Source organism: Paenibacillus sp. RU5M, assembly GCF_900221055.1.
Lineage (GTDB): Bacteria > Bacillota > Bacilli > Paenibacillales > Paenibacillaceae > Paenibacillus > Paenibacillus marchantiae.
On the sequence record NZ_OBQM01000001.1, the window covers coordinates 300,994 to 323,243 of the forward strand.

Annotated in this window: 25 protein-coding genes and 1 riboswitch; of the genes, 24 read left to right on the forward strand and 1 reads right to left on the reverse strand. The window is 47.3% G+C overall.

Going from position 1 to position 22,250, the window contains the following annotated elements; genetic code table 11:
* Positions 1-77: 77 nt before the first annotated feature.
* From CRO25_RS01505 to sigF, 11 genes are all read left to right on the forward strand, one after another.
* Positions 78-653 (forward strand): NUDIX domain-containing protein, encoded by a 576-nt coding sequence (locus CRO25_RS01505; protein ID WP_063565726.1) that lies wholly within the window; start codon positions 78-80, stop codon positions 651-653.
* On the forward strand, positions 653-1,873 hold the full coding sequence (locus CRO25_RS01510; RefSeq protein ID WP_079694098.1) for an endonuclease Q family protein: 1,221 nt from the start codon (positions 653-655) through the stop codon (positions 1,871-1,873). Before CRO25_RS01505 ends, CRO25_RS01510 begins: the two co-directional genes overlap by 1 nt.
* Before the next feature lie 186 nt (positions 1,874-2,059).
* A complete protein-coding gene (gene spoIIM / locus CRO25_RS01515; protein WP_079694097.1) occupies positions 2,060-2,689 on the forward strand; it encodes a stage II sporulation protein M in 630 nt (209 codons plus the stop codon).
* A gap of 108 nt (positions 2,690-2,797) precedes the next feature.
* Positions 2,798-3,265 carry a Fur family transcriptional regulator gene (locus tag CRO25_RS01520; protein WP_063565729.1) on the forward strand — a complete coding sequence of 156 codons (468 nt, stop codon included), beginning with the start codon at positions 2,798-2,800 and terminating at the stop codon, positions 3,263-3,265.
* A 157-nt stretch (positions 3,266-3,422) separates the two neighbouring features.
* Positions 3,423-3,665: a DUF4227 family protein gene (locus tag CRO25_RS01525; protein ID WP_024630960.1), complete on the forward strand. Its 243-nt coding sequence runs from the start codon at positions 3,423-3,425 to the stop codon at positions 3,663-3,665.
* Between the two features lie 73 nt (positions 3,666-3,738).
* Positions 3,739-4,629, forward strand: a complete 891-nt coding sequence (locus CRO25_RS01530; protein WP_079694096.1) for a tyrosine recombinase — start codon at positions 3,739-3,741, stop codon at positions 4,627-4,629.
* Positions 4,630-4,808: 179 nt separating this feature from the next.
* On the forward strand, positions 4,809-5,633 hold the full coding sequence (locus CRO25_RS01535) for a purine-nucleoside phosphorylase (protein WP_063565732.1): 825 nt from the start codon (positions 4,809-4,811) through the stop codon (positions 5,631-5,633).
* A 301-nt stretch (positions 5,634-5,934) separates the two neighbouring features.
* Complete coding sequence (locus tag CRO25_RS01540; protein WP_256863585.1) at positions 5,935-7,056, forward strand: D-alanyl-D-alanine carboxypeptidase family protein; 1,122 nt, start codon at positions 5,935-5,937, stop codon at positions 7,054-7,056.
* A 143-nt stretch (positions 7,057-7,199) separates the two neighbouring features.
* On the forward strand, positions 7,200-7,553 hold the full coding sequence (spoIIAA, locus tag CRO25_RS01545; protein ID WP_036663380.1) for an anti-sigma F factor antagonist: 354 nt from the start codon (positions 7,200-7,202) through the stop codon (positions 7,551-7,553).
* Positions 7,550-8,005 (forward strand): anti-sigma F factor, encoded by a 456-nt coding sequence (gene spoIIAB / locus CRO25_RS01550; protein WP_053784445.1) that lies wholly within the window; start codon positions 7,550-7,552, stop codon positions 8,003-8,005. Before spoIIAA ends, spoIIAB begins: the two co-directional genes overlap by 4 nt.
* A gap of 14 nt (positions 8,006-8,019) precedes the next feature.
* Positions 8,020-8,775 carry an RNA polymerase sporulation sigma factor SigF gene (gene sigF / locus CRO25_RS01555; protein WP_024630954.1) on the forward strand — a complete coding sequence of 252 codons (756 nt, stop codon included), beginning with the start codon at positions 8,020-8,022 and terminating at the stop codon, positions 8,773-8,775.
* Positions 8,776-8,863: 88 nt separating this feature from the next.
* Here sigF and CRO25_RS01560 read toward each other — a convergent pair whose 3' ends face one another.
* Positions 8,864-9,796, reverse strand: coding sequence for a DMT family transporter (locus CRO25_RS01560; RefSeq protein ID WP_079694094.1), 933 nt, complete (start codon positions 9,794-9,796; stop codon positions 8,864-8,866).
* Between the two features lie 389 nt (positions 9,797-10,185).
* Here CRO25_RS01560 and CRO25_RS01565 point away from each other — a divergent pair, with 389 nt between their 5' ends.
* The 13 genes from CRO25_RS01565 to scpB all read left to right on the forward strand — a co-directional run bounded on the left by CRO25_RS01565 (position 10,186) and on the right by scpB (position 22,178).
* Positions 10,186-10,503, forward strand: coding sequence for an AraC family transcriptional regulator (locus tag CRO25_RS01565; protein ID WP_256863570.1), 318 nt, complete (start codon positions 10,186-10,188; stop codon positions 10,501-10,503).
* Positions 10,500-10,721, forward strand: coding sequence for a hypothetical protein (locus tag CRO25_RS01570; protein WP_079694093.1), 222 nt, complete (start codon positions 10,500-10,502; stop codon positions 10,719-10,721). Before CRO25_RS01565 ends, CRO25_RS01570 begins: the two co-directional genes overlap by 4 nt.
* A gap of 634 nt (positions 10,722-11,355) precedes the next feature.
* Positions 11,356-12,012: a stage V sporulation protein AA gene (locus CRO25_RS01575; protein WP_079694092.1), complete on the forward strand. Its 657-nt coding sequence runs from the start codon at positions 11,356-11,358 to the stop codon at positions 12,010-12,012.
* Positions 11,993-12,421 (forward strand): stage V sporulation protein AB, encoded by a 429-nt coding sequence (locus tag CRO25_RS01580; protein ID WP_179132084.1) that lies wholly within the window; start codon positions 11,993-11,995, stop codon positions 12,419-12,421. The genes CRO25_RS01575 and CRO25_RS01580 overlap by 20 nt, the downstream gene beginning before the upstream one ends.
* A gap of 83 nt (positions 12,422-12,504) precedes the next feature.
* Entirely contained in the window at positions 12,505-14,115 is a 1,611-nt protein-coding gene (locus CRO25_RS01585) for a spore germination protein (RefSeq protein ID WP_091000378.1), read from the forward strand.
* A 104-nt stretch (positions 14,116-14,219) separates the two neighbouring features.
* On the forward strand, positions 14,220-15,551 hold the full coding sequence (gene lysA / locus CRO25_RS01590) for a diaminopimelate decarboxylase (protein ID WP_079694089.1): 1,332 nt from the start codon (positions 14,220-14,222) through the stop codon (positions 15,549-15,551).
* Positions 15,552-15,773: 222 nt separating this feature from the next.
* The gene (locus CRO25_RS01595; RefSeq protein WP_024630947.1) at positions 15,774-16,205 is read left to right on the forward strand and encodes a peptidylprolyl isomerase; all 432 of its coding nucleotides are present in this window, start codon (positions 15,774-15,776) and stop codon (positions 16,203-16,205) included.
* Positions 16,206-16,351: 146 nt separating this feature from the next.
* Positions 16,352-16,515: riboswitch (FMN riboswitch) on the forward strand.
* A gap of 469 nt (positions 16,516-16,984) precedes the next feature.
* Positions 16,985-18,088: a bifunctional diaminohydroxyphosphoribosylaminopyrimidine deaminase/5-amino-6-(5-phosphoribosylamino)uracil reductase RibD gene (gene ribD, locus CRO25_RS01600; RefSeq protein WP_179132083.1), complete on the forward strand. Its 1,104-nt coding sequence runs from the start codon at positions 16,985-16,987 to the stop codon at positions 18,086-18,088.
* Between the two features lie 40 nt (positions 18,089-18,128).
* Positions 18,129-18,797 (forward strand): riboflavin synthase, encoded by a 669-nt coding sequence (ribE, locus tag CRO25_RS01605; RefSeq protein ID WP_064636805.1) that lies wholly within the window; start codon positions 18,129-18,131, stop codon positions 18,795-18,797.
* Positions 18,798-18,854: 57 nt separating this feature from the next.
* Complete coding sequence (locus CRO25_RS01610) at positions 18,855-20,093, forward strand: bifunctional 3,4-dihydroxy-2-butanone-4-phosphate synthase/GTP cyclohydrolase II (protein WP_079694088.1); 1,239 nt, start codon at positions 18,855-18,857, stop codon at positions 20,091-20,093.
* Positions 20,094-20,179: 86 nt separating this feature from the next.
* A complete protein-coding gene (gene ribE, locus CRO25_RS01615) occupies positions 20,180-20,647 on the forward strand; it encodes a 6,7-dimethyl-8-ribityllumazine synthase (protein ID WP_063565743.1) in 468 nt (155 codons plus the stop codon).
* A gap of 99 nt (positions 20,648-20,746) precedes the next feature.
* The gene (locus CRO25_RS01620; protein WP_079694087.1) at positions 20,747-21,547 is read left to right on the forward strand and encodes a ScpA family protein; all 801 of its coding nucleotides are present in this window, start codon (positions 20,747-20,749) and stop codon (positions 21,545-21,547) included.
* Positions 21,516-22,178, forward strand: coding sequence for an SMC-Scp complex subunit ScpB (gene scpB / locus CRO25_RS01625; RefSeq protein ID WP_079694086.1), 663 nt, complete (start codon positions 21,516-21,518; stop codon positions 22,176-22,178). Before CRO25_RS01620 ends, scpB begins: the two co-directional genes overlap by 32 nt.
* The last annotated feature ends 72 nt before the right edge of the window (positions 22,179-22,250 follow it).

Here is a 22,250-nt window from a genome sequence, read left to right on the forward strand (position 1 = left end):
GCTCACCATATGCCAAAAAACAGAGGTTTATACGTATAAAGAGAACCAAAATTCGAAGAAGTGGAGTTGAAGAACAGATGAACCCAACCAATCATAAGCATTCTGCCAATCCAAAACTTGACGAAGAGACGATATCGACAAAGCCCATCTTCGAGGGCAAAGTCATTTCTCTTCAGGTCGACACGGTCAAGCTGCCTAACGGTCAGACTGCTACACGTGAGATCATCCGTCACCCTGGAGCAGTAGCTGTCCTCGCTCTGAATGGCGATCGTATGCTGGTCGTTGATCAGTATCGTCAGGCCATGGGACGTACGGAAGTCGAGATTCCAGCAGGCAAACTGGACCCGGGAGAAGAACCTGAAGTGGCAGCAGCGCGTGAATTGCGCGAAGAGACTGGTTATGTAGCTAAATCATTGCGGCATCTGCGTTCGTTTTATACTTCGCCAGGATTTGCGGATGAGATCATCCATCTGTACATCGCCGAGGAGCTCGAAGCAGGTGACATGGCTTTGGACGAAGATGAATTTCTTGAAGTGTCCGAGATTACAATTGAAGAGGCTTATCAGTTGATGGATCAGAATCGCATCAGTGATGCCAAAACGATGATGGCTGTATATGCATGGGATCTTTACAGAACGACAGGACGGTTTTAATGATGAATGAGCAACAGGCAGCGTCTGCAGGGTGGGAGCCTTGTTATGCAGACCTCCATATTCACATTGGACGAACTTCGCGCGGTGAAGCTGTTAAAATCAGTGGCAGCCGTGATCTGACATTCGAGAACATTGCTAGAGAAGCCTCGGATCGCAAAGGAATCCATCTACTCGGTGTCATTGATTGTCACTCTCCGGTTGTACAGATGGACATCGAACAGCTGCTTGAGAACGGCACGATGTCCGAGCTTGAGGGAGGGGGCATTGCGTATCAGGACACAACCATCCTGCTGGGTACGGAATTGGAGCTGCGCGAGCCAGGGATGCGGGAGTTCCATATGCTGGCCTACTTCCGTGATCTGAAAACCATGAAGTCTTTCACGGACTGGATGAAACGTTATATGAAAAATGTGAACTTGAGTTCACAGCGGGTATATGTACCCGCGTTTGAGATGCAGGCCGAGATAAAGGCACGTGGCGGGCTTATTGTGCCAGCGCATGCGTTTACCCCGCATAAAGGCATATATGGCAGCACAGCCCCTCGTATGGCTGATGTGCTGGATACTAGCCTGATCGATGCGGTTGAGCTTGGACTAAGCTCTGATTCATCCATGGCCAGTTATATTCGGGAACTGGATCAGGTTCCCTTTCTGACCAATTCGGATGCTCATTCTCTGGGCAAGATTGGACGAGAGTACAACGAGTTGCAACTCGCGAAGCCTTCTTTTGACGAATTCAGCTTGGCACTTAAAGGACAGGCAGGCAGAAGCATTTCAGCCAACTACGGTTTGGATCCAAAACTTGGCAAATACCACCGTACCTACTGTGCCTCCTGTGGGAGCATTATGGACGAGCATGCGATGTCGGCAGAACGCTGTCCACACTGTGGCAGTGTGAAGCTTGTACAGGGTGTACTGGATCGTATACTGGCAATCGCTGACCGAGAGAGTCCGCATGTTCCAGCAAACCGACCTGCTTATCACTATCAGGTACCGTTGGAATTCATCCCGGGTTTGGGGAAAGCCAAACTGCGCCAGCTGCTGGACCGCTTTGGTACGGAAATGAACGTATTACATCGTACAAGCGAGGATGAACTTTCAGAGGTTGTTGGACCGGTTCTAGCAGGTCTTATCGTTGCAGCGCGGGATGGTCAACTCGAATTGTCATCTGGTGGTGGGGGCACTTACGGAAAGGTGTCCAGCAAGGAAAGATCAGAGTAGATCAGTTTGCGGTATGCGAATAAAGTGAGTTAGCATCATTGGTACGGGAATGACATTTTGTCATGGAGAAGAGATCTGAATCTGGACAAGAAGTCATACGTGTGCATTCCGGTTCATAAGAATGACTATGAGGATTTCACTTGACATCCTTGCAGCATGATAACCGGAAAGGGGACTTGTACCTGTATGCGTTCTGCCTACTTCACATTCAAAGGCCAAACCTCTTTATATGTATTCGTGGCTGTCTTGTTTCTGGTGGGTGTCATTTTTGGCGCCCTGATGGTTAATGCCCTATCCCTTGAACAACGCCAGGATCTGGAGGGCTACCTCGGTAACTTCTTCATGACGGTACAGCACAGCGGACAGGTGACTGAGACCGGAACCTATTGGGACATTGCTATGCTTCATCTAAAGTGGGTTGGCCTGATCTTCATTCTGGGTTTATCGGTCATCGGCCTGCCGGGCATATTGGTTCTAGATTTTCTGAAAGGGGTGCTCATTGGTTTTACAGTGGGTTACCTTGTCGGACAGTATTCATGGAAAGGGCTGTTATTTGCCCTGGTTTCCGTTGCGCCTCATAATTTATTCGTGATTCCGGTACTGCTCATTTGCAGTGTGTCAGCCATGACCTTTTCCTTATATATTATTCGGAACCGTGTTCTGATGCAGCGGACGCCAGGCCGTCAGAAGCCTTTTGCTTCATATATGGTGTTAACTCTCGTTATGGCAGCGCTGCTGTTAGGGGTTGCGTCATTTGAAACATGGGTTACACCTGCGATGATGCGCTGGGTCACACCGATGCTACTACCCGCTTAGCTTTGCGCGTGATAGTGTAAAATGTTGACTTTAATTATGTACTCCCCCTATAATGAAAGAAGTGGGTTAAGTTGCAGTGTGCAGTGATTTCCTAGGGGGAGGGAGAAAATGGAAGCACGGATCGATAAAATTAAGCAGCAACTACAGTCCCAAGGATATAAATTAACGCCCCAGCGGGAAGCCACCTTAAGAGTACTTCTTGAGAATGAAGAAGATCATCTGAGCGCAGAAGACGTATTCATGCTCGTGAAAGAAAAGGCTCCCGAAATCGGTCTCGCAACCGTGTACCGTACCCTCGAACTGCTGAGTGAGCTGCATGTTGTAGAGAAAATCAACTTCGGCGACGGTGTAGCGCGTTATGATCTACGCGGAGATACATCCAAGCATCACCATCATCACTTAATCTGTGTTCAATGCGGAAGTATGGATGAAATACGTGAAGACTGGCTTGGACCGCTTGAAGAGCGACTGGAGCGGGAATTTAACTTTTCGGTAGTAGATCACCGACTGGATTTCCATGGGATTTGTTACCGTTGCAAAGCTAAAAATGACCAGAAGCCCAAAGATGAAGAATAACATAGCATATCTTCAAGCTCTCACCGGCGGTTTTGACGGGAGAGCTTTTTTGGTCCAGCGTGTGATGTGAGGTTTACCCTGAATGTCATATTCCTGTGTTCGTTAACATACCCTGATTCTAGACGAGTCGGATTCGAACCAGAAAGGGGTACAACCCATGATTATATCGCTGCGGAGAGGGCTCCGTTTTATTCGATTTATCGTATTTTTTGCTGCATTAGTTTATCTGTTCTATCATGTCCTGGATTTGTTCAACGGATGGATCTCACCTGTGGACCAATATCAGATGCCAACAGGAAATGCGGTTAAAGTATTTCAGGAAACGGTTTGGCCAAGTAACGGGGAAGGACGTCCTACAATGGCAGAGCGTCTCCGTTTATTCTATTGGTACGGAGAGTAGCTGGACAGCCAGGGATGCAAATACGGAAGCAGGTTGCCCGTGTGGCAGTCCTGTCAGATGAGGAGCGTTGTGCATGAAGCAGACGATACACGCCTATGCCTTATACTTGGAAGAGGATAAAGGGATGTCGAGCAGCACGCTGGAATCGTATCTTCGGGACGTGGACAAGTTCATCGAATTTGCGGATAAAGAATACGGTATCCGGGAAGCGGAGCAGGTGCGCCGGACGCATGTTATCCTGTTTGTAGGTCAGCAGAAACAGGCAGGACGTGCGAATGCAACCATTGCCCGCAGCGTTGTATCCCTGCGCTCCTATTTTCATTTTTTGATGCGGCGTGGTGAGATATTACAGGACCCCACGTTTGATGTGGAGGCTCCAAAAGCAGACAAGACACCACCGCAGGTGTTAACCATCCAAGAGATCGAATTGCTGCTCGCGTCCCCCGATACCCGGTCACCGCAAGGGGTGCGTGACCGGGCCATGCTGGAGTTATTATATGCGACAGGCATTCGTGTATCCGAACTGATTGCACTGGATGTGCGGGACGTACAGCCAGGCATGCGCTTTATCCGCTGTGGAGGTGCCGGTAAAGAACGAATTTTGCCAATCGGTGCGCCTGCAGCAGAGTGGGCAAGTGTTTATGTGAACGAGTACCGTAACCTGCTAATCAAAAATGAGACGGACGAGCAGGCTCTCTTTGTCAACGTATCCGGTAGACGATTAACCCGGCAAGGCTTCTGGAAGCTGCTCAAAAAAGCAGCGATGGATGCAGGAATCTCGGGTGAAATCACACCACATACGCTGCGTCATTCCTTTGCTGCTCACCTGATTGCCAGTGGGGCAGATACCCGTGCGGTACAGGACATGCTCGGTCATGTGGAGCAGCCTGGGCAACAGTATGGGCATCATGGTCGCAAAACGATGAAAGAGATATATGAATCTCATCATCCGCGGGCAAAATAGTTTGTACTTGGATACAAATTTGCAAAAAAATGCGGAACAATAGTCCGAACTAGGATAAAATAAATTGAACACATTTAAACGCCGTTATACATAAGCGAATGCATCATTTCAGCGTGTAGTTTCCATTGATGTCATTTGCGGATACAGACGGATCGTTTCAACTCAAGGGGGAACATCTTATGACAGCATTAAACCAACAGATGATTTTGGAAGCGGCATCTTACATCCAAAGCAAAAGTTCCATTAAACCGGAAGTCGGTTTGATTTTAGGTTCAGGACTTGGCATTTTGGCAGAATTGATTGAAGATGGCGTAAGCATCGCCTATCAGGATATTCCGCATTTTCCGGTGTCCACAGTAGAGGGACACGAGGGCGAATTGCTGGTGGGAACCATCAAAGGCCGTCCGGTCGTTATGATGAAAGGTCGTTTCCACATGTACGAAGGATATGGTCCGGAACTGACTGCCTTCCCGGTACGTGTTATGAAAGAACTGGGCGTAACTTCGCTGCTCGTAACGAACGCTGCAGGTGGCGTGAATACCTCTTATGAGGCGGGTGACCTGATGCTGATCTCGGATCATCTGAATCTCACAGGCAAGAATCCATTAATCGGACCGAATGACTCCGCACTGGGTGTGCGCTTCCCGGATCTGTCCGAAGCGTACAGCCGCCGTCTGCGTGCGCTGGCGAAGGATACAGCCGCGTCACAAGGTTTTGATGTACGTGAAGGTGTATACGCAGGTATGCTTGGTCCAAACTATGAGACACCAGCTGAGATCGTGATGCTGCGTACGCTGGGTGCGGATGCTGTCGGCATGTCTACCGTTTCTGAAGTCATCGTGGCACGCCACGCCGGCATAGAAGTACTCGGCATCTCCTGTATCAGCAACATGGCTGCCGGCATTCTGGACCAGCCGTTGTCGCATGATGAGGTTATGGAGACGACAGAACGTGTTCGTGAATCGTTCCTGGCCCTTGTGCTGGCTGTTATTCCACAAATGTAACTGATCAATAAGAAGACGATCTACCCTAATGTGATTCATTGGGGCAGATTGTCTTTTTTTATTTCCTTAACGGGCAGCTTTCTCATCCATTGAGTGTCAGGCTCGTTTTTTGTGTTTCACACGGATTACATAAAAAGTTCGGGAAATCATTCTTTACATGGAATAATTTACTTCAATCGGGCCGACAATGATTAGCAGTACATGCATGGAACATGCAGTAAGCAAGTCATTTGAGGAGGTAACCCTAGTGAAGAAACGAATAATGGCATCGTTCATGACCCTTTGTATCCTGCTGCCCCTGATGGCATCAACCGCGCTGGCTGAAGAAACTCCCAAAGCAGCGGGGGGAACAGATTTGGCCCCGTCGGCACGCTCCGCCATTTTGATGGATGCTGATACGGGCACTGTCATTTTTGAAAAAAACAGTCATGATCAGCTGCCTCCGGCGAGCATTACGAAGATTATGACCATGCTACTCACCATTGAAGCGGTCGACTCTGGCAAGCTGAAGCTGACGGATAAAGTTAGAACGAGTGAATATGCCGCATCCATGGGTGGATCACAGATTTTTCTGGAACCTGGGGAAGAGATGACGGTCGACGATATGTTAAAAGGTATTGCTATGGCTTCCGGTAATGATGCCTCTGTAGCGATGGCTGAGAAAATTGCCGGTTCGGAGGAAGCCTTTGTACAACTGATGAATGAGCGGGCGAAGGAACTCGGAATGAAGGATACTCATTTTTCCAACTGTAACGGCCTGCCGGTGGATAACCATTATTCTTCGGCCCATGACATTGCGGTCATGAGCCGTGAACTGCTGAAGCATCCGGGGATTACGAAATATACCGGTGCATACCAGGACTACCTTCGTAAAGATAGCGAGAAGCCATTCTGGCTGGTGAATACGAACAAGTTGGTTCGTTTCTACTCCGGTGCCGATGGGTTGAAAACAGGATACACTTCCGAAGCCAAGTTTTGTCTCTCGGCTACAGCGATGAAGGATGGGCTGCGTACGGTCGCGGTAGTGCTCGGAGAACCCAATACCAAAACACGGAACAGTGAAGTTTCCTCGATGTTTGACTATGCTTTTGGGCAATACACGATGAAAGCCCTGTACAAGTCAGGGGACCTGCTGGGTAGTCTGAAAATTGAAAAAGGTGAAGTTGCCGAATTGCCGCTGAATGCAACACAAAATTATAGTGTGCTGATGCGCAAAGGTGCGAAATCGGATGAGATCCGTCATGAATTGCTGATGGCAAAAGAAGTGAAAGCTCCGGTCAAAGCGGGTCAGAGTGTAGGTAAGCTAGTTGTCTACCAGGGCAATGAAGTCATCAAGGAGTTCGACATTCAGGCTCCGCAGGATGTGGACAAGGCTGGCTGGTGGAAGCTGTTCAAACGCACAACCTCCAAACTGTTCGATTAAACGGCGATTTATGCAGGATGCGTGCATCCTTTGAACGTATTTTGTAGTTAATTAGGGGTTTTCTTCTAGTTTTGTCGGGGGGCAGGAAAAGCCTTCGGGAACGTAGAAATCCTTGTTCAAGACAGGGAGGAGAGTGAGCAAACGTGAACTTGCATGTGGAAATGGAACATCACCGCGGGATTCTGATTGTGCGATTATCCGGGGAGCTGGATCACCATACAGCTGACATGGTACGGATGCAGATGGATGAAGCTATCCAGCGCAGACAATGCGAGCATCTGGTACTTAGCCTGAAAGATCTGCAATTCATGGATAGTTCGGGTCTGGGTGTCATTTTGGGAAGATACAAGCTCATTAAGAATAAAGGCGGCAAGATGGTTGTCTGTGATGTCAATCCGCCAGTGTATCGTTTGCTGGAAATGTCAGGTTTGTTCAAGATTATGCCGATTTACGAAAATGAGGGAACTGCTCTCTCGGGTCTGGAGGTCGTCTCATGAATGAAGGAACGGGGACAAATTTCATGAATCTGCAATTCGCGGCCAAGTCGGAGAACGAATCGTTCGCACGGGTGACGGTTGCTGCCTTCATCTCCCAGCTTGATCCTACGATGGACGAGCTTAGCGATCTGAAGACGGTCATTTCGGAAGCCGTAACGAATAGCATCATCCACGGATACAACAACAATGCGGAAGGTGTCGTGTCCATTCAAGCCGAGATTCGGGATGACATGATTACCATCATTGTGGAAGACCGTGGTGAAGGCATCGAAGATCTTGAACTGGCCAAACAGCCGCTGTATACGTCCAAACCCGAACTTGAGCGCTCGGGCATGGGCTTCACCATTATGGAAAACTTCATGGATGAATTCGAAGTCAGCAGTGAGCCCGGCAGAGGCACCTCCATCAAGATGAAGAAAAGGATTGAATCCAAGAAAGCATTGTATAATTAGGGGTTGGTAGTCTTATGGATGCTGAAGTGAAACAGTCTTCACAGACCTATTTGGACGATGCCGAGGTCAAACGGCTGATTGCGCTCAGTCAGTCGGGTGACCATGTCGCACGGGATACGCTGGTGAACTGCAACATCAGACTCGTCTGGTCCGTCGTACAACGTTTTATGAACAGGGGATATGAGCCGGAAGATCTGTTCCAGATTGGTTGTATCGGGCTGCTCAAATCGGTGGATAAATTCGATCTCAGTTATGATGTGAAATTCTCCACCTATGCTGTCCCGATGATTATCGGAGAAATTCAGCGCTTCCTGCGGGATGACGGCACGCTTAAGGTCAGTCGTTCGCTCAAGGAAATGGCGAATAAAGTCCGCAAAAAAAGGGATGAACTCTCCAAACACCTCGACCGTCTTCCAACGATTAAGGAAGTAGCCGCGGAGTTGGGGGTAACCCCAGAGGAAGTTGTATTTGCTCAGGAAGCCAACAAACCGCCGACCTCCATACATGAGACGGTGTTTGAGAATGACGGCGATCCGATTACACTAATGGACCAGATTGCCGATGAGTCTCAGGAACGGTGGTTTGACAAACTTGCGCTAAACGAAGCGATTGGCGGTCTCAGCGAAAGGGAACGGCTGATTGTATACCTCCGGTATTACCGGGATCAGACCCAGTCCGAGGTCGCTAGCAGGCTGGGTATATCCCAGGTGCAAGTGTCACGACTGGAGAAAAAAATACTTCAATCCATCCGCGACCAGATCGCACAGTGATTTTGGATTGCTGACAACAATATGGGTGTTAAACTACCAATATGCGACAACTAACAACCTTCTATCGCGCGTTAATATGCGAAGAAGGTTATTTGTCGTTGACCTGAATGGGTTTGGGGCGATTCGACTGCAACAATAATATTAATCCAATGATACATACGGTTCCCAGCCATTGAAATAACCCAAAGGGTACATGCAACCAGATAACAGTGGTGCCAACGGCAGCAAGCGGCTCCGCGCTTCCTATAAGACTTGTTTCTTTGGCTGTCAGGCTTTTTAAACTTTCGATATAGAACCAGAATGCAATCATCGTCCCTAAAATAATGGTAAAGGCCAAATATCCGTAGGTTTCCAAACGCAAGCTGGCAAAGTCCATTTTCCATGGTGGGTGGATGAGACTTAGTGCAGCGCCTCCGATAATCATTGCCCAGCCTACCACAACGAGTGAATCAAACTTTTCAATCAGTTTCACGGCGTAGAGGGTATAGAAGGCAGCGGCAACTCCGGATAACAACCCCCACAATACTGCGGGTAAAGGCACAGACAATTGGGAGAGAGAACCATTGGTGAGCAGGAGAAAACACCCGCTCAGAGCCAGAATCGCTGATGCAACATCCTTTCTGCTTAGAGCAGCCTGTTTTCGCCAGATCATATAGACTATGATCATGACTGGTGATAGATATTGAAGTAGTGTCGCCACTGCGGAGTTGCCATGTTGAATAGACGCCATGTACGTATATTGAACAGCGAGCATCCCGAATAATCCGAAAATGATTAGCTGCAAGGCTGTTTTTTTCTGCTTCCACATATCGAAAATTTGCGAGCGCCTTGTTGTAAAGGATTGAACCGTCAGAAGCAGTATACCCGCAATCAGCAGTCGAACCGTTACAAACCAGTTGACTTCAATTCCGTATTGTTGAAACAGTTTTTGTGAAACTGTTCCGCCAATGCCCCAGCATATCGCACCTGTAAGAACGAAGAATAGGCCTGATTTTCTAGATCTTTGAATAGATATTTTCATGGAAAGCACCTTCACCTTAAATATAAGAATAGTGCTATATTCAAATGAAATAGCCTATAATAATATCAATATCGCACAGATAAATATCATTATAATGTATCTCCGCATTTTGTTGTGCCATCCGAGTTATATTTGAAGTATGTTCATCCTTATATCTCAGCAACCAATTTACCTTATCTTCATATCAAAAGGGAAATTTCCTGGGGAGCTCAAGTCCTCGACGCCATCCGGCATGTTAAAAAGGATTTGGATGAGCAGCCTCCATTTTACGAAATGAATGTGGCTTCAAGCCTTTTGACGATATGGAAACATCTGATTACAAGTGGATACGCGCTGGAATATGATCCATCCGAAATCATCAGAAGCAGGCGAATGAAGGATATGGTCGAATGGATTCACCTGCACTTCGCCGAACCAATCCAATTGGAGGACATTGCGAGGGCCGGTCAGTTAAGCCGCTCGGAAACATGTCGTTATTTCAAACAAATGTTGAAGACAACACCCGTGCAGTATGTTATCGATTATCGCAACCAAAAGAGTGTGGAGTTGTTGCAACTCCAGGAACACAGCATACCGAGATTGCTTATGAAGTGGGTTTTAATAGCACGAGCTATTTTATCAATCAGTTTCGCAAAACCATGCAAATCACCCCGTTAAAGTTCAGAAGAGAAGTGGAGTTGAGAATTAAGGAGGGTATTGAACATTGAACAAAAAAATGAAAGTATTGTTATCCGTCCTGCTGATGATCACAGCTCTTGTTTTTGTGTACATGCGCTATTTCCATCCGTTCCCCAAAGATATTGAAGTAATCCAAATCACTCCTTCTTCAAATATAACATCTTCACAGGAAGTCCTAACAACGATGCGTAAGGCTTTCCCAAAGATACCTGATCAGACAATCCATAAGATTTTCTCTTCTAAATAAGTCGCTATATTAGCGGCTTTTTTTGTTTTTGTGGCATTAGCCACAAAAGAAATGTAATAGAGAAAAAGCTGTAATTAAGCCAGCTATTAAATCTCCTATTACCGCCTCACTGCACATTTATTGCAGGCCTTTGGAAAAAAGGGACCCGTGCAGCGGAGGGATGGAATCGGACAAAAGGAGCGAAGCCTCGAAGGTATATTTTAATACACTAGCAACGGAAGCGGCAGAATAAACCTGAAGAAGCGAAGCGTTCGCCTTTGTCTCTGAATTTCTACACTAGTAGAAATCAATCAAGAAAATTTGGAGACAACAGAGATCGGAAGGTTAGTCTGACGTGGGAGTGTCTGGATGCTTCTCCTCATACCTCACCCCTGAGAGTTTATTGCAGCCTTTGGAAAAAAGGGACCCAAGCAGCGGAGGGATGGAATCGGACAAAGGAGCGAAGCGTTCGCCTTTAGCACCGGATTTCCTCCTTGATAAAGGAGATTCAAGAAATCCGGGGATAACAGCGACCGATGGCCGATCCATCCCGAAGCGCCCGCAGGGTCCAACCAACCTTTTTCCAACCAGAATGTAATAAATTTGCACATTCTTCAAATACTAACCTAAATTACGCAGTAAAGGAGTGTTCCGGATGTCCCTGACACCCACTCCAACGGTCTATGTTCGTTTGCGCAGCCGTATTCGCATCCAAAGGGGCCGAAGTGTCAAGCTTGGAGATGTAGCTCACTTGCTCACCTCTCCCGAAGAACAGGAAGGAAGGCTGCTTGAGCTTGAATTGCTGCGCCCCGGACCGGAGGACGGCAATCTGATCCTCATTGATATATTGCAGATCATCCCCGAGATCCGTCGTGCCTTGCCAGATGTCACCGTTGAATTAATCGGATCGGGTCATACCCTTGTTGAGGTGGTTGTGGGAAGTGGCAAACCTTCCAAATCTCTGTTCATCCTGGTGTGGCTGCTGCTTTTCTTTGGATCAGCATTGACCATTATGAATTTTCATGCGGACGTAAACATGCAGGAAGTCCAAATTCGAATTGTAGAGATGATTACGGGCCGCCGGGATGAGCATCCATATCTGTTTCAGGTGGCGTATTCCCTCGGGATCGGGTTTGGTATGGCTGTGTTCTTCAATCATTTATTCAAGAAAAAGTGGAATGAAGAACCTACCCCTTTGGAAGTGGAAATGTTCCTATATCAGCAAAATGTAGACAAGTATGTTGTGATTGAAGAAACCGAACGTATGCATGAAGAGGAACGCAGGGAGATGAATGCGGATGAGCGTTCTTAACGGAGCAATCAGCATTGTACTGGGCATTGCGGGGGGAATCGCGGTAGGAAGCGGTGTGATTGCGCTTATTCTCGTGCTTGATATGATCCCCAGACTAGCTCAGCTTACGCGATCCTATGACAAAACCCATTGGTATGAAGGGGCCTTGATCGGAGGTTCGCTGCTCGGTACTGTTGCGGATTTTTGGCACTGGAAGGTACACGGAGCGCTGTTGCTGAGCCCGATCATCGGACTGTTTTGCGGTGTGTTCATCGGTCTGCTTGCTGCGGCACTGACTGAAGTGCTGAATGTACTGCCAGTGCTGGCAAAACGACTGGGCATGAAATCGTATTTGTTTGGATTGTTGCTTGCTATGATTTTGGGGAAGATGACGGGCTCCCTGTTTGACTTTTTTGTATACCAGCGTTAAAACGTTAGGCCTAAGGAGGATGGGAAATGGACGTAAGATCGGACAACGACGGGCATGAATCCAGCGAAGCAACATCCGAAGAGATGATGCATAAATCTCCTTATGAGATTCAGGAGGAAGAAGAAAAGAAGGCTTACGAAAAGAAGAAGCAAAATGAAATGTCTGACAGTATCGAGGAATCGGTAGAATATTGGCAGGAAAACGACGATATATCCCCTCGCATGAGTGATAACAAATACACGCTTCAGCAAGTGTTGGGACTTGGGGAGTCCTTTGATGTGAATATGAGGGAAATGGTCTTAGGCGGCAAACACGTTGGATTGTTGCTGCTGACTGGATTTGCGAAGGATGAGATTCTGCTTGAAGTGTTAAAAAGGCTAACCTATCTTACACCGGAGCAAGTGTCCGGACATGCGCTGAAGTCGTATTTCGAATGTTACATTCCTCATATTCAAGTTGAGCGAGTGGAGAAAATGAGTGCCGTTATCAACAAGGTCCTCACAGGCATGAGTGCCATGTTTGTCGAAGGGGACCGTTCCGTTATTATTATGGATACCCGTAGCTATCCGGTACGTTCACCAGAGGAACCTTCGCTGGAGAGAGTGGTGCGGGGTTCAAGAGACGGATTCACGGAGACACTTCTGACCAACGTGGCGTTAGTGCGCCGAAGAATACGGGACCCAGGATTAAAATTTGAAATTATGCAGGTCGGACGAAGATCGCAAACGGATGTCTGTGTTGTATATATTGACGATATCGTGGACAAGGTTCAGGTGGATTCCGTTCGTGAAAAAATCAAACGAGTGAATATCGACGGCATCCCTGCTGCCGATAAACAGCTTGAAGAAGCGATTATTAACAAGGGTTGGCACCCGTATCCGTTAGTTCGGTATTCGGAACGACCGGATGTGACAGCTTCTCATTTGATGGACGGAAGAGTTGTTGTTTTTGTAGATACTTCACCCAGTGTGATGATTCTGCCCACGACCTTTTTTGACCTGTGTGAGCATGCGGAAGAGAACAGACAGACCGCCTTTATGGGAACCTATCTGCGCTGGGTACGATTTGGGGGTATTCTGATTTCGCTTTTCCTGTTGCCGCTATGGCTGTTGATGGTTATTGACCCTGCCATTAAGCCAGCAGGAATGGAGTTCATCGGTCCTCATGAAAATGCCCAGCTCCCGCTGATTCTGCAGTTCCTGCTTATTGAATTCGGGGTGGATTTATTACGGATGGCAGCAGTCCATACCCCGACGCCACTCGCTTCGGCCATGGGTTTGATTGCGGCCATTTTAGTCGGGGATATCGCCGTAAAAACAGGATATTTTGTCAATGAAGTGGTACTTTACATGGCGATTGCCGCGATTGGTATGTTTGCAACACCCAGTTATGAGCTTGGTTTGGCAAACCGGTTGGTCAGATTGTTTTTGCTCGTTGCTGTGGCGATATTCAAGGTTCCCGGATTCGTTGTCGGGACGACGTTCATTATCGTGGCGCTCACTTTGCATCGCTCCTACAACTCTTCTTATCTCTGGCCGTTCATACCGTTTAATGCAAAGGCTTTGGGTAACTTTTTGTTCCGTTTGCCGCTGTTGGAAAATAAAAAACGTCCTTCGATCAACAAAACGCGTGACAATACCAAAATGGACAGTGATCCAGACGGGGAACTGCAAAAAAGTAAAAAACACAAATGATCTGCCGAAAAATCCATTCTTCTCATTTTCTAATTTGATATACTGATGTAAAATCATTGGAATAACAGCTGTTCCAGTATATAAAAAAGTGAGGAATGCAGATTATGTATTTACATGGTACAAGTAAAATAAATGCACAGGGACATCTGGAAATTGGTGGAGTCGATACAACCGACTTGAAAGAACAATTTGGAACTCCCCTGTATGTTGTGGACGAGCAATTAGTTCGTGAGCGTTGCAGAGAGTACATGGAAGCGTTCCGTGCTTCAGGCCTGGGTTTCCAAGTTGCTTATGCAAGTAAAGCATTCTGCGTAATGGCCATGTGTGCCCTTGCTGCGGAAGAAGGACTTTCCTTGGATGTAGTATCCGATGGTGAATTGTTCACGGCACTGCAAGCCGGTTTCCCGGCAGAGCGCATTCATTTCCACGGTAACAACAAAACGTTGGAAGAGATCGAAATGGCGCTTGATGCAGAGATTGGCTGCTTCGTTGTGGATAACTTCAATGAACTGCACTTGCTGCAAGCTGTAGCCGCAGACAAAAATCGCAAAGTTAACATTTTGCTGCGTGTGACGCCTGGTGTTGAAGCGCATACGCATGAATATATCTCGACAGGACAAACGGATTCCAAATTTGGATTCGATATCGGGAACGGAACGGCATTTGAAGCCATTGAATTGGCTTCCAAGCAGTCAAATCTGGTATTGCTCGGTGTGCATTCACACATCGGATCCCAAATTTTCGAAGTTGAAGGCTTCCAAATGGCCGTTCAACGCGTTGCTGAGTTTGCAGCAGATGTGTATGAGCGTCTTAACGTGGCATTCAAAGTGGTTAATCTGGGCGGTGGCTTCGGTATCCGCTATATTGATGGAGACACACCGCTTGAAGTTTCACAATACGTGAAAGCTATCACGGATGCGGTGAAAAATTATTTTGCTCAAATCGGCTATGCCGTGCCTGAGATCTGGGTTGAACCAGGCCGCAGCATTGTAGGTGAAGCGGGAACAACACTCTACACCGTTGGAACAAGCAAAGATATTCCAGGAGTCCGTAAATACGTAGCTGTGGATGGTGGAATGACAGACAACCCACGTCCAGCGCTGTATGAGTCCAAATATGAAGCTGTATTGGCAAACCGTGCAAATGAGGCTTCTCAGGAAACGGTATCTGTTGCTGGTAAATGCTGTGAGAGCGGCGATATGCTGATCTGGGATCTGGACCTGCCTAAAGTGCAAAGCGGCGATCTGCTGGCAGTAGCTTGCACAGGCGCGTACAACTACTCTATGGCAAGCAACTATAACCGGATTCGTCGTCCGGCAGTTGTGTTTGTCAAAGACGGTCAAGGGGATGTTGTCGTACGCCGTGAGACGTATCAAGACATCATCCAGAATGATCTGGTACCTGAGCGTATTGCAAAACAGCCCGTTACCCGTTAATTAAAGAAGAAATAGCGGAGCGCTATATGAAGAAGGCAAAAAAGGACACTCCTTTTTTGTCTTCTTTTGCATCTTTAGGGCTAAATTCCGAAAAAATCTTGCTTATTATTTTGCGATCAATCCATTTTCGGTGTACACTAAGAAAAGTGCTATAAAGCTTGGCCCAGGGTCATGCGTTCTGGCACCATTAACGATGGTCAATACGAAAGGAGTCATTTACATATGGCGAAACAAGCGAAAATCAAAATGGCAAACGGCGGAGAAGTTGTAATCGATTTGTTCGATCAAGAAGCTCCAAACACAGTAGCAAACTTTGAGAAACTGGCTAACTCCGGTTTCTACAACGGTCTTGTATTCCACCGTGTTATTCCGGGCTTTGTAGCTCAAGGCGGATGCCCTAACGGTTCCGGTGCAGGCGGCCCAGGTTACACAATTAACTGTGAAATCAACCCGAACAAACATGAGCGTGGAACTTTGGCTATGGCTCATGCAGGCCGTAACACAGGGGGAAGCCAGTTCTACATCTGCTACCAACCGCAACCACATTTGGATGGACAACATACTGTATTTGGTAAAGTAACCAAAGGTATGGAATTCGTGGACGCTTTCGAAGGTCGCGACAAAATGGAAACAGTTGAAGTAGTAGAAGCTTAATCAATAAACGTATGTAAACCGTTTCGCAATGAGCGAAGCGGTTTTTGTTTACACTTAAGCTTATTAAAAGTTAGTATGTGACAAAAAGGAACAAAAAACAATTGATTTTTTGGCGTTAAAGTGCTAACATCCAATTAATAACGCAACGAATCCTTCAGGGCAGGGTGTAATTCCCTACCGGCGGTGATGCAGTATGTGAGGATATCTATCCAGCATTGATGCAAAGTCCGTGACCCGTCTGCCTGTGGCAGATGGCTGATCTGGTGTAATTCCAGAACCGACAGTATAGTCTGGATGGGAGAAGGAGAGGGTGCAGTCCTTAGGGGCCGCATTCCGCAGGAGTGTTGCTGTACAGTTTTTGACGAATTCATTTCCTGTGCAGGGAGAAATCCGGTTATTTCCGGCAATCTTCATACATATGCCACATCATAGAAGCTCTTTACCTGTAATTGAAGTTCATTAAGGTATGTGTCTGCTTTCACTTGCCTAAAATGAAGTTTTGGGCGATGTGTAGTTGGCAATGTATCAATAGTACTGCTGGTGACACATGTCTCTCATCATCCCCATCGAACGGTTTGTTCGACGGGGATTTTTTATAATATCAGTAAAGTAAAAACTTCGAAGCATGATGTTCCTGATATTGCAAGAAAAATTTCCGCTAAACGCGGTCTGGCTTCCTTGAAGTACTTCGATAGACGTTTTTCTTATTGGATATGGAACATGCCTCTCTGTTGGAAGGGAGGTCTAAACTTAAGATTTTAACCGTGGGGTGAACGGACTTGGAAATGATTAATGATGAATTTTATATGGCGCTGGCGCTGGATATGGCAGAGCGGGCACAAGGACAGACCGGAATCAATCCGGTAGTAGGTTGTGTCGTGGTAAAAGAAGGACGTATCGTGGGCCTCGGAAGTCATCTCAAACGGGGAACGGGTCATGCAGAGGTTCATGCGCTGAACATGGCGGGCAGTGATGCTGAAGGCAGTACAGTGTACGTTACGCTCGAACCCTGTAGCCATTATGGCAAGACTCCACCATGCAGCGAACGTCTCATTCATGAGAAAGTGAAACGTGTCGTTGTATGCTGCGAAGATCCGAATCCGCAAGTCTCCGGCAGAGGGATCAGCATGCTGCGTCAACAAGGGATCGAAGTTGAAGTTGGAGTGCTGCGTGAGCGCGGAAGACGTATGAACGAGAAATTTATCAAATACATTACAACAGGTCTCCCCTTTGTAACTTTGAAGACGGCCTCTACACTGGATGGCAAAATTGCTACGCGTAGCGGTGACAGCAAATGGATCTCTAACGAGTCAGCTCGCGAGATTGTACACGCGCTTCGCCATCGCCATCAAGGAATTATGGTTGGTGTGGAAACGGTCATTGCAGACAATCCCGAACTAACGACTCGCTTGCAAGTGGAAGGGATCAGCCCGGTACGAATCGTGGTCGATTCCAAGTTACGTCTGCCTGTAGGCTCCAAAATGGTCAAGGATGGCCTTGCACCAACCTGGGTGCTTACAACAGATGAGGCGAGCCCTGAATCGGCTGAGCGGCTGGAAGCCTATGGGGTGGAGATTATACGTTGTGGTCCAGGACCACGTGTTGATCTGCTGAGTGCACTCAGCAAGCTCGGTGAGCGTGAGATTGGTTCGATTCTGCTTGAAGGCGGGGGCACACTGAATGGGTCCATGCTGGAAGCACGGTTGGTAGATCGACTGCTCATGTTCATTGCTCCGAAAATTGTCGGAGGATACGAAACACCAGGCAGTTTCCGCTTTGAGGGTGTAGAGCGCATGAGTCAGGCGATTCAATTACATCAGCTGGAAGTTGAGCAAGTTGGAGATAATATCAGCATTGGCGGAATTCCGGTTTGGCCTGAATAAATGAATTAACGATAACGAAATAAATAAAGGAGGCGGTAGCATGTTTACCGGTTTGGTGGAAGAAGTCGGTCAGATCCGGCGGATAGGTCGGAAAGGCGAAGCGATGGTCCTGAATATCGGAGCTTCCGCCATCATGAATGACTTGAAGATTGGCGATAGTGTAGCTGTAAACGGGGTATGCTTAACTGCGACAACCCTGGAGGGTGGCGGATTTACTGCCGATGTGATGCCCGAGACATATCGACATACCAATCTTAGTCAATTGCAATCAGGCAGCAAAGTTAATCTGGAGCGAGCCATGCTGTCAGGTGGACGTTTTGGCGGGCATATCGTTCAGGGCCATGTCGATGGCACTGGGGTCATTGGCAGCATTACACGTGACCAGAATGCAATTGTTTTCGAGATCAAACCTGATGATACGCAGCTGTTCAAATATCTGATACCCAAAGGGTCTGTAACCCTGGACGGAATTAGTCTGACCGTTGTGCATACTTCACAGACCGCATTCACTGTATCCATTATTCCACATACCATTGGTGAGACTGTATTGAATGTGAAAAAGACGGGAGATACCATCAATATTGAGTGTGATATTTTGGGCAAATATGTGGATCATCTGCTGCACTATGGTAAGGGACATCAGGAGACCGGTGCTGGCAAGCCGCGAAGTATCAGTGAGGATTTCCTGGCTAATCACGGCTTTGCTTAACAAATCGTAATTGATTAACTACAAATATAAATTGAAATAGAAACTGGAGGGGGACCTATGTCAGAGAAATCCATTCTGAATTCTATTGAGGAAGCCATCTACGATCTCATGCAGGGTAAACCGGTTATTGTGGTGGATGATGAGGATCGGGAGAATGAAGGCGACTTTATCGCTTTGGCGGAAAAGGCTACACCTGAAGTGATCAATTTCATGATTACCGAAGGCAGAGGTTTGGTGTGTGTTCCCATTACGCAGCAACGTGCCGATGAACTCAACCTAAAGCCTATGGTTCAGCAAAATACAGACTTTCATGGGACGGCTTTCACCGTCTCTGTAGATCATAAAGATACCACAACGGGCATCTCGGCTCATGAACGCTCCATTACAGTTAAGGGTCTAATCGATCCCGAAGCGAAAAGCGGAGATTTCCGCAAGCCGGGCCACATGTTCCCACTTATCGCCAAAGATGGCGGTGTGCTACGACGCGCTGGACACACGGAAGCGGCTGTAGATCTCGCCATTATGTGCGGTTCTTATCCGGCAGGTGTAATCTGTGAAGTGATTAAGGAAGATGGCACGATGGCCAGACTTCCGGATCTGCAGGAGATTGCCCGCAAGCATGATCTGAAGCTAATCAGCATTCAGGACATGATTCGGTACCGGAATGAGAAGGAACAGTTGGTTAAACGCGAAGTAGCTGTACGCATGCCAACAGACTTTGGTGAATTCCAGGCGGTGGCGTACACCAATGCGGTGGACAATAAGGAGCATGTCGCTTTGGTTAAAGGCGAAATTGACGGATCGAAGCCTGTATTGGTCCGCGTACACTCCGAATGTCTCACAGGGGATGTATTCCATTCTCATCGATGCGACTGTGGTCCACAATTCGATGCAGCATTGAAACAGATCCATGACGAAGGCAATGGCGTCCTGCTCTATATGAGACAGGAAGGACGAGGCATTGGACTGATCAACAAGCTCAAAGCCTACAAACTGCAAGAGGAAGGTTTGGACACCGTGGATGCCAATCTGAAGCTTGGGTTTGCTGCCGATCTTCGAGATTACGGCATTGGTGCCCAAATTCTCAAAGATCTAGGGGTTCGTCAAATTCGGTTGTTAACTAACAATCCACGCAAAATTAAAGGGCTTGAAGGGTACGGACTTGAAGTGCTGGAACGTGTTGCCATTCAGATGGAAGAGAACGAGGACAATACGGTCTACTTGCACACGAAGCAGGCGAAGCTCGGCCATATGCTAAAGTTCGACGATATCGAGCAGAATGAAGAAAAAAACTGAGTAGCTTTTCTGAGGTTAAACAGGGTGAACTAGTTTCCAAAGATCAGCTGCGTACATCATATAATACAATTAGGGAGATGACTTGAATGCCACACTTTTTTGAAGGACATTTGGTATCAGAAGGATTAAAATATGGAGTGGTCGTAGGACGTTTTAACGAGTTCATTACAAGCAAATTGCTTAGTGGAGCACTGGATGCGTTCAAACGTCACGGTGTACAAGATGATGAAGTGGATGTAGCTTGGGTTCCAGGAGCCTTTGAAATCCCGTTGATTGCCCAAAAAATGGCCGAAAGTGGCAAATATGATGCTGTCATTACGTTGGGGACGGTTATCCGTGGTTCAACAACACATTATGATTATGTGTGCAATGAGATGGCTAAGGGTGTAGCCGCAATTAACCTGAAAACAGGCGTACCTACAATCTTCGGCTTGGTTACAACAGAGAATATTGAACAGGCCATTGAGCGTGCTGGAACAAAGGCAGGAAACAAAGGCTGGGATTCAGCTACTGCCGCTATTGAAATGGCGAACTTGACGAAACAGCTAAAATAGTGCTTATTTAATATAGTGCCCTGCTCTGCGCAGACGAAAACGGGAGACCGGATTCGGCGGCTAGCGGGGTTTTTATTTTCTGGCGGGAGGATTCGTCTAGTGACGGTAGTTACATACAAACTGGAGACTTTTGAAGGGCCTTTGGATCTGCTGCTTCATCTGATCGATAAGGCAGAGATTCATATCCAGGATATTCCCATCAGCGATATTACCGATCAATATATGGCGTATCTGCATTCGATGCAGGAGCTGGAGCTGGATATTACGAGTGAATTTCTGGTAATGGCGGCAACACTGCTGTCGATCAAGAGCAAACTATTATTGCCCAAACCACCGGTAATCGAGGACTTTGAGGATTATGCATATATGGAAGATGAAGATTATGATCCACGTGCAGAACTGATTGCGCGTCTGATTGAATATCGCAAATACAAGGGAATTGCGCGTCACTTGCACGAACGGGAGTGGGAACGCAGCCTTATTTTCTCCAAAGAGCCTGAGGATTTGCGACCGTATATGCCTGTAGAAGCACAATCGAATCCGGTCGAGGGTTTGCATCCCTCGGATCTGATTGCGGCCTTCCAGAAGGCGCTGCGCAAGGCGGAGAAGCGGACAACCGTAACTCGGATCCATCGGGATGAAATCTCGGTTAAGGATCGTATTCGCGATGTCATCGGTGCGTTGGAAAGTATGGGACCGGGAGGCAGGCTGTTATTCTCCAAGTTGCTGGATAACCAAATTTATCGGCACGAGATTGTCGTAACTTTTCTGGCGGTGCTGGAACTGATGAAGATGAAGCAGATCGTCTGTTATCAGGAGCGGATGTTTGAGGATATCGTTATGGAGTGGAGAGGGGAAACAAAGAATCATGGATTTTCCGAAATTGAAATCGATTATTGAAGGCCTGCTGTTTTTGTCCGGAGAAGAAGGTCTGAGCATCAAACAAATCGCCGAAATCGTAGATCAGCGAACCGAACTGGTGTCGGATGCGATTGAGGAAATGATCGCTGAATTTTCCAAGCAGGGACGAGGCGTACAAATTCTTAAAATTGCAGGGGTAGTCCAACTGGGTACCTTGCCGGAACATGCGGCTTATTTTGAGAAATTGGCTTATTCACCTGCACGTACCTCTTTATCCCAGGCGGCGTTGGAGACGCTCGCTATTGTGGCGTACCGTCAGCCTATCACACGGGTAGAGATTGAGGAGATCCGTGGGGTGAAATCCGAACGTGCTATCCATACACTTGTGAACAAGGATCTCATTCAGGAAGTGGGACGGGCTGAGGCAATTGGACGCCCAATTCTATATGGTACTACCAAGTCTTTCCTGGACTACTTTGGTTTGGCTTCGCTCAAAGATCTACCGGAGCCAGGGTTGTTTGAAGATTCCGAGAACCTGGAGGAAGAAACACAGCTGCTTTTTGAAAAATTGGATGTGCAGCATGTGGACCTGGACCTGGATAGTGCAAATTTCGAAGATGATCCAAATGCAAACGATATTAATAACGAAGATGATCCTTCGAACTCATAACTTTGCAGTCTGGATCGATCCAAAACCGGTGCCCTTTCGGGGTGCCGGTTTTTTTGGCGTGGTATGTGGAAT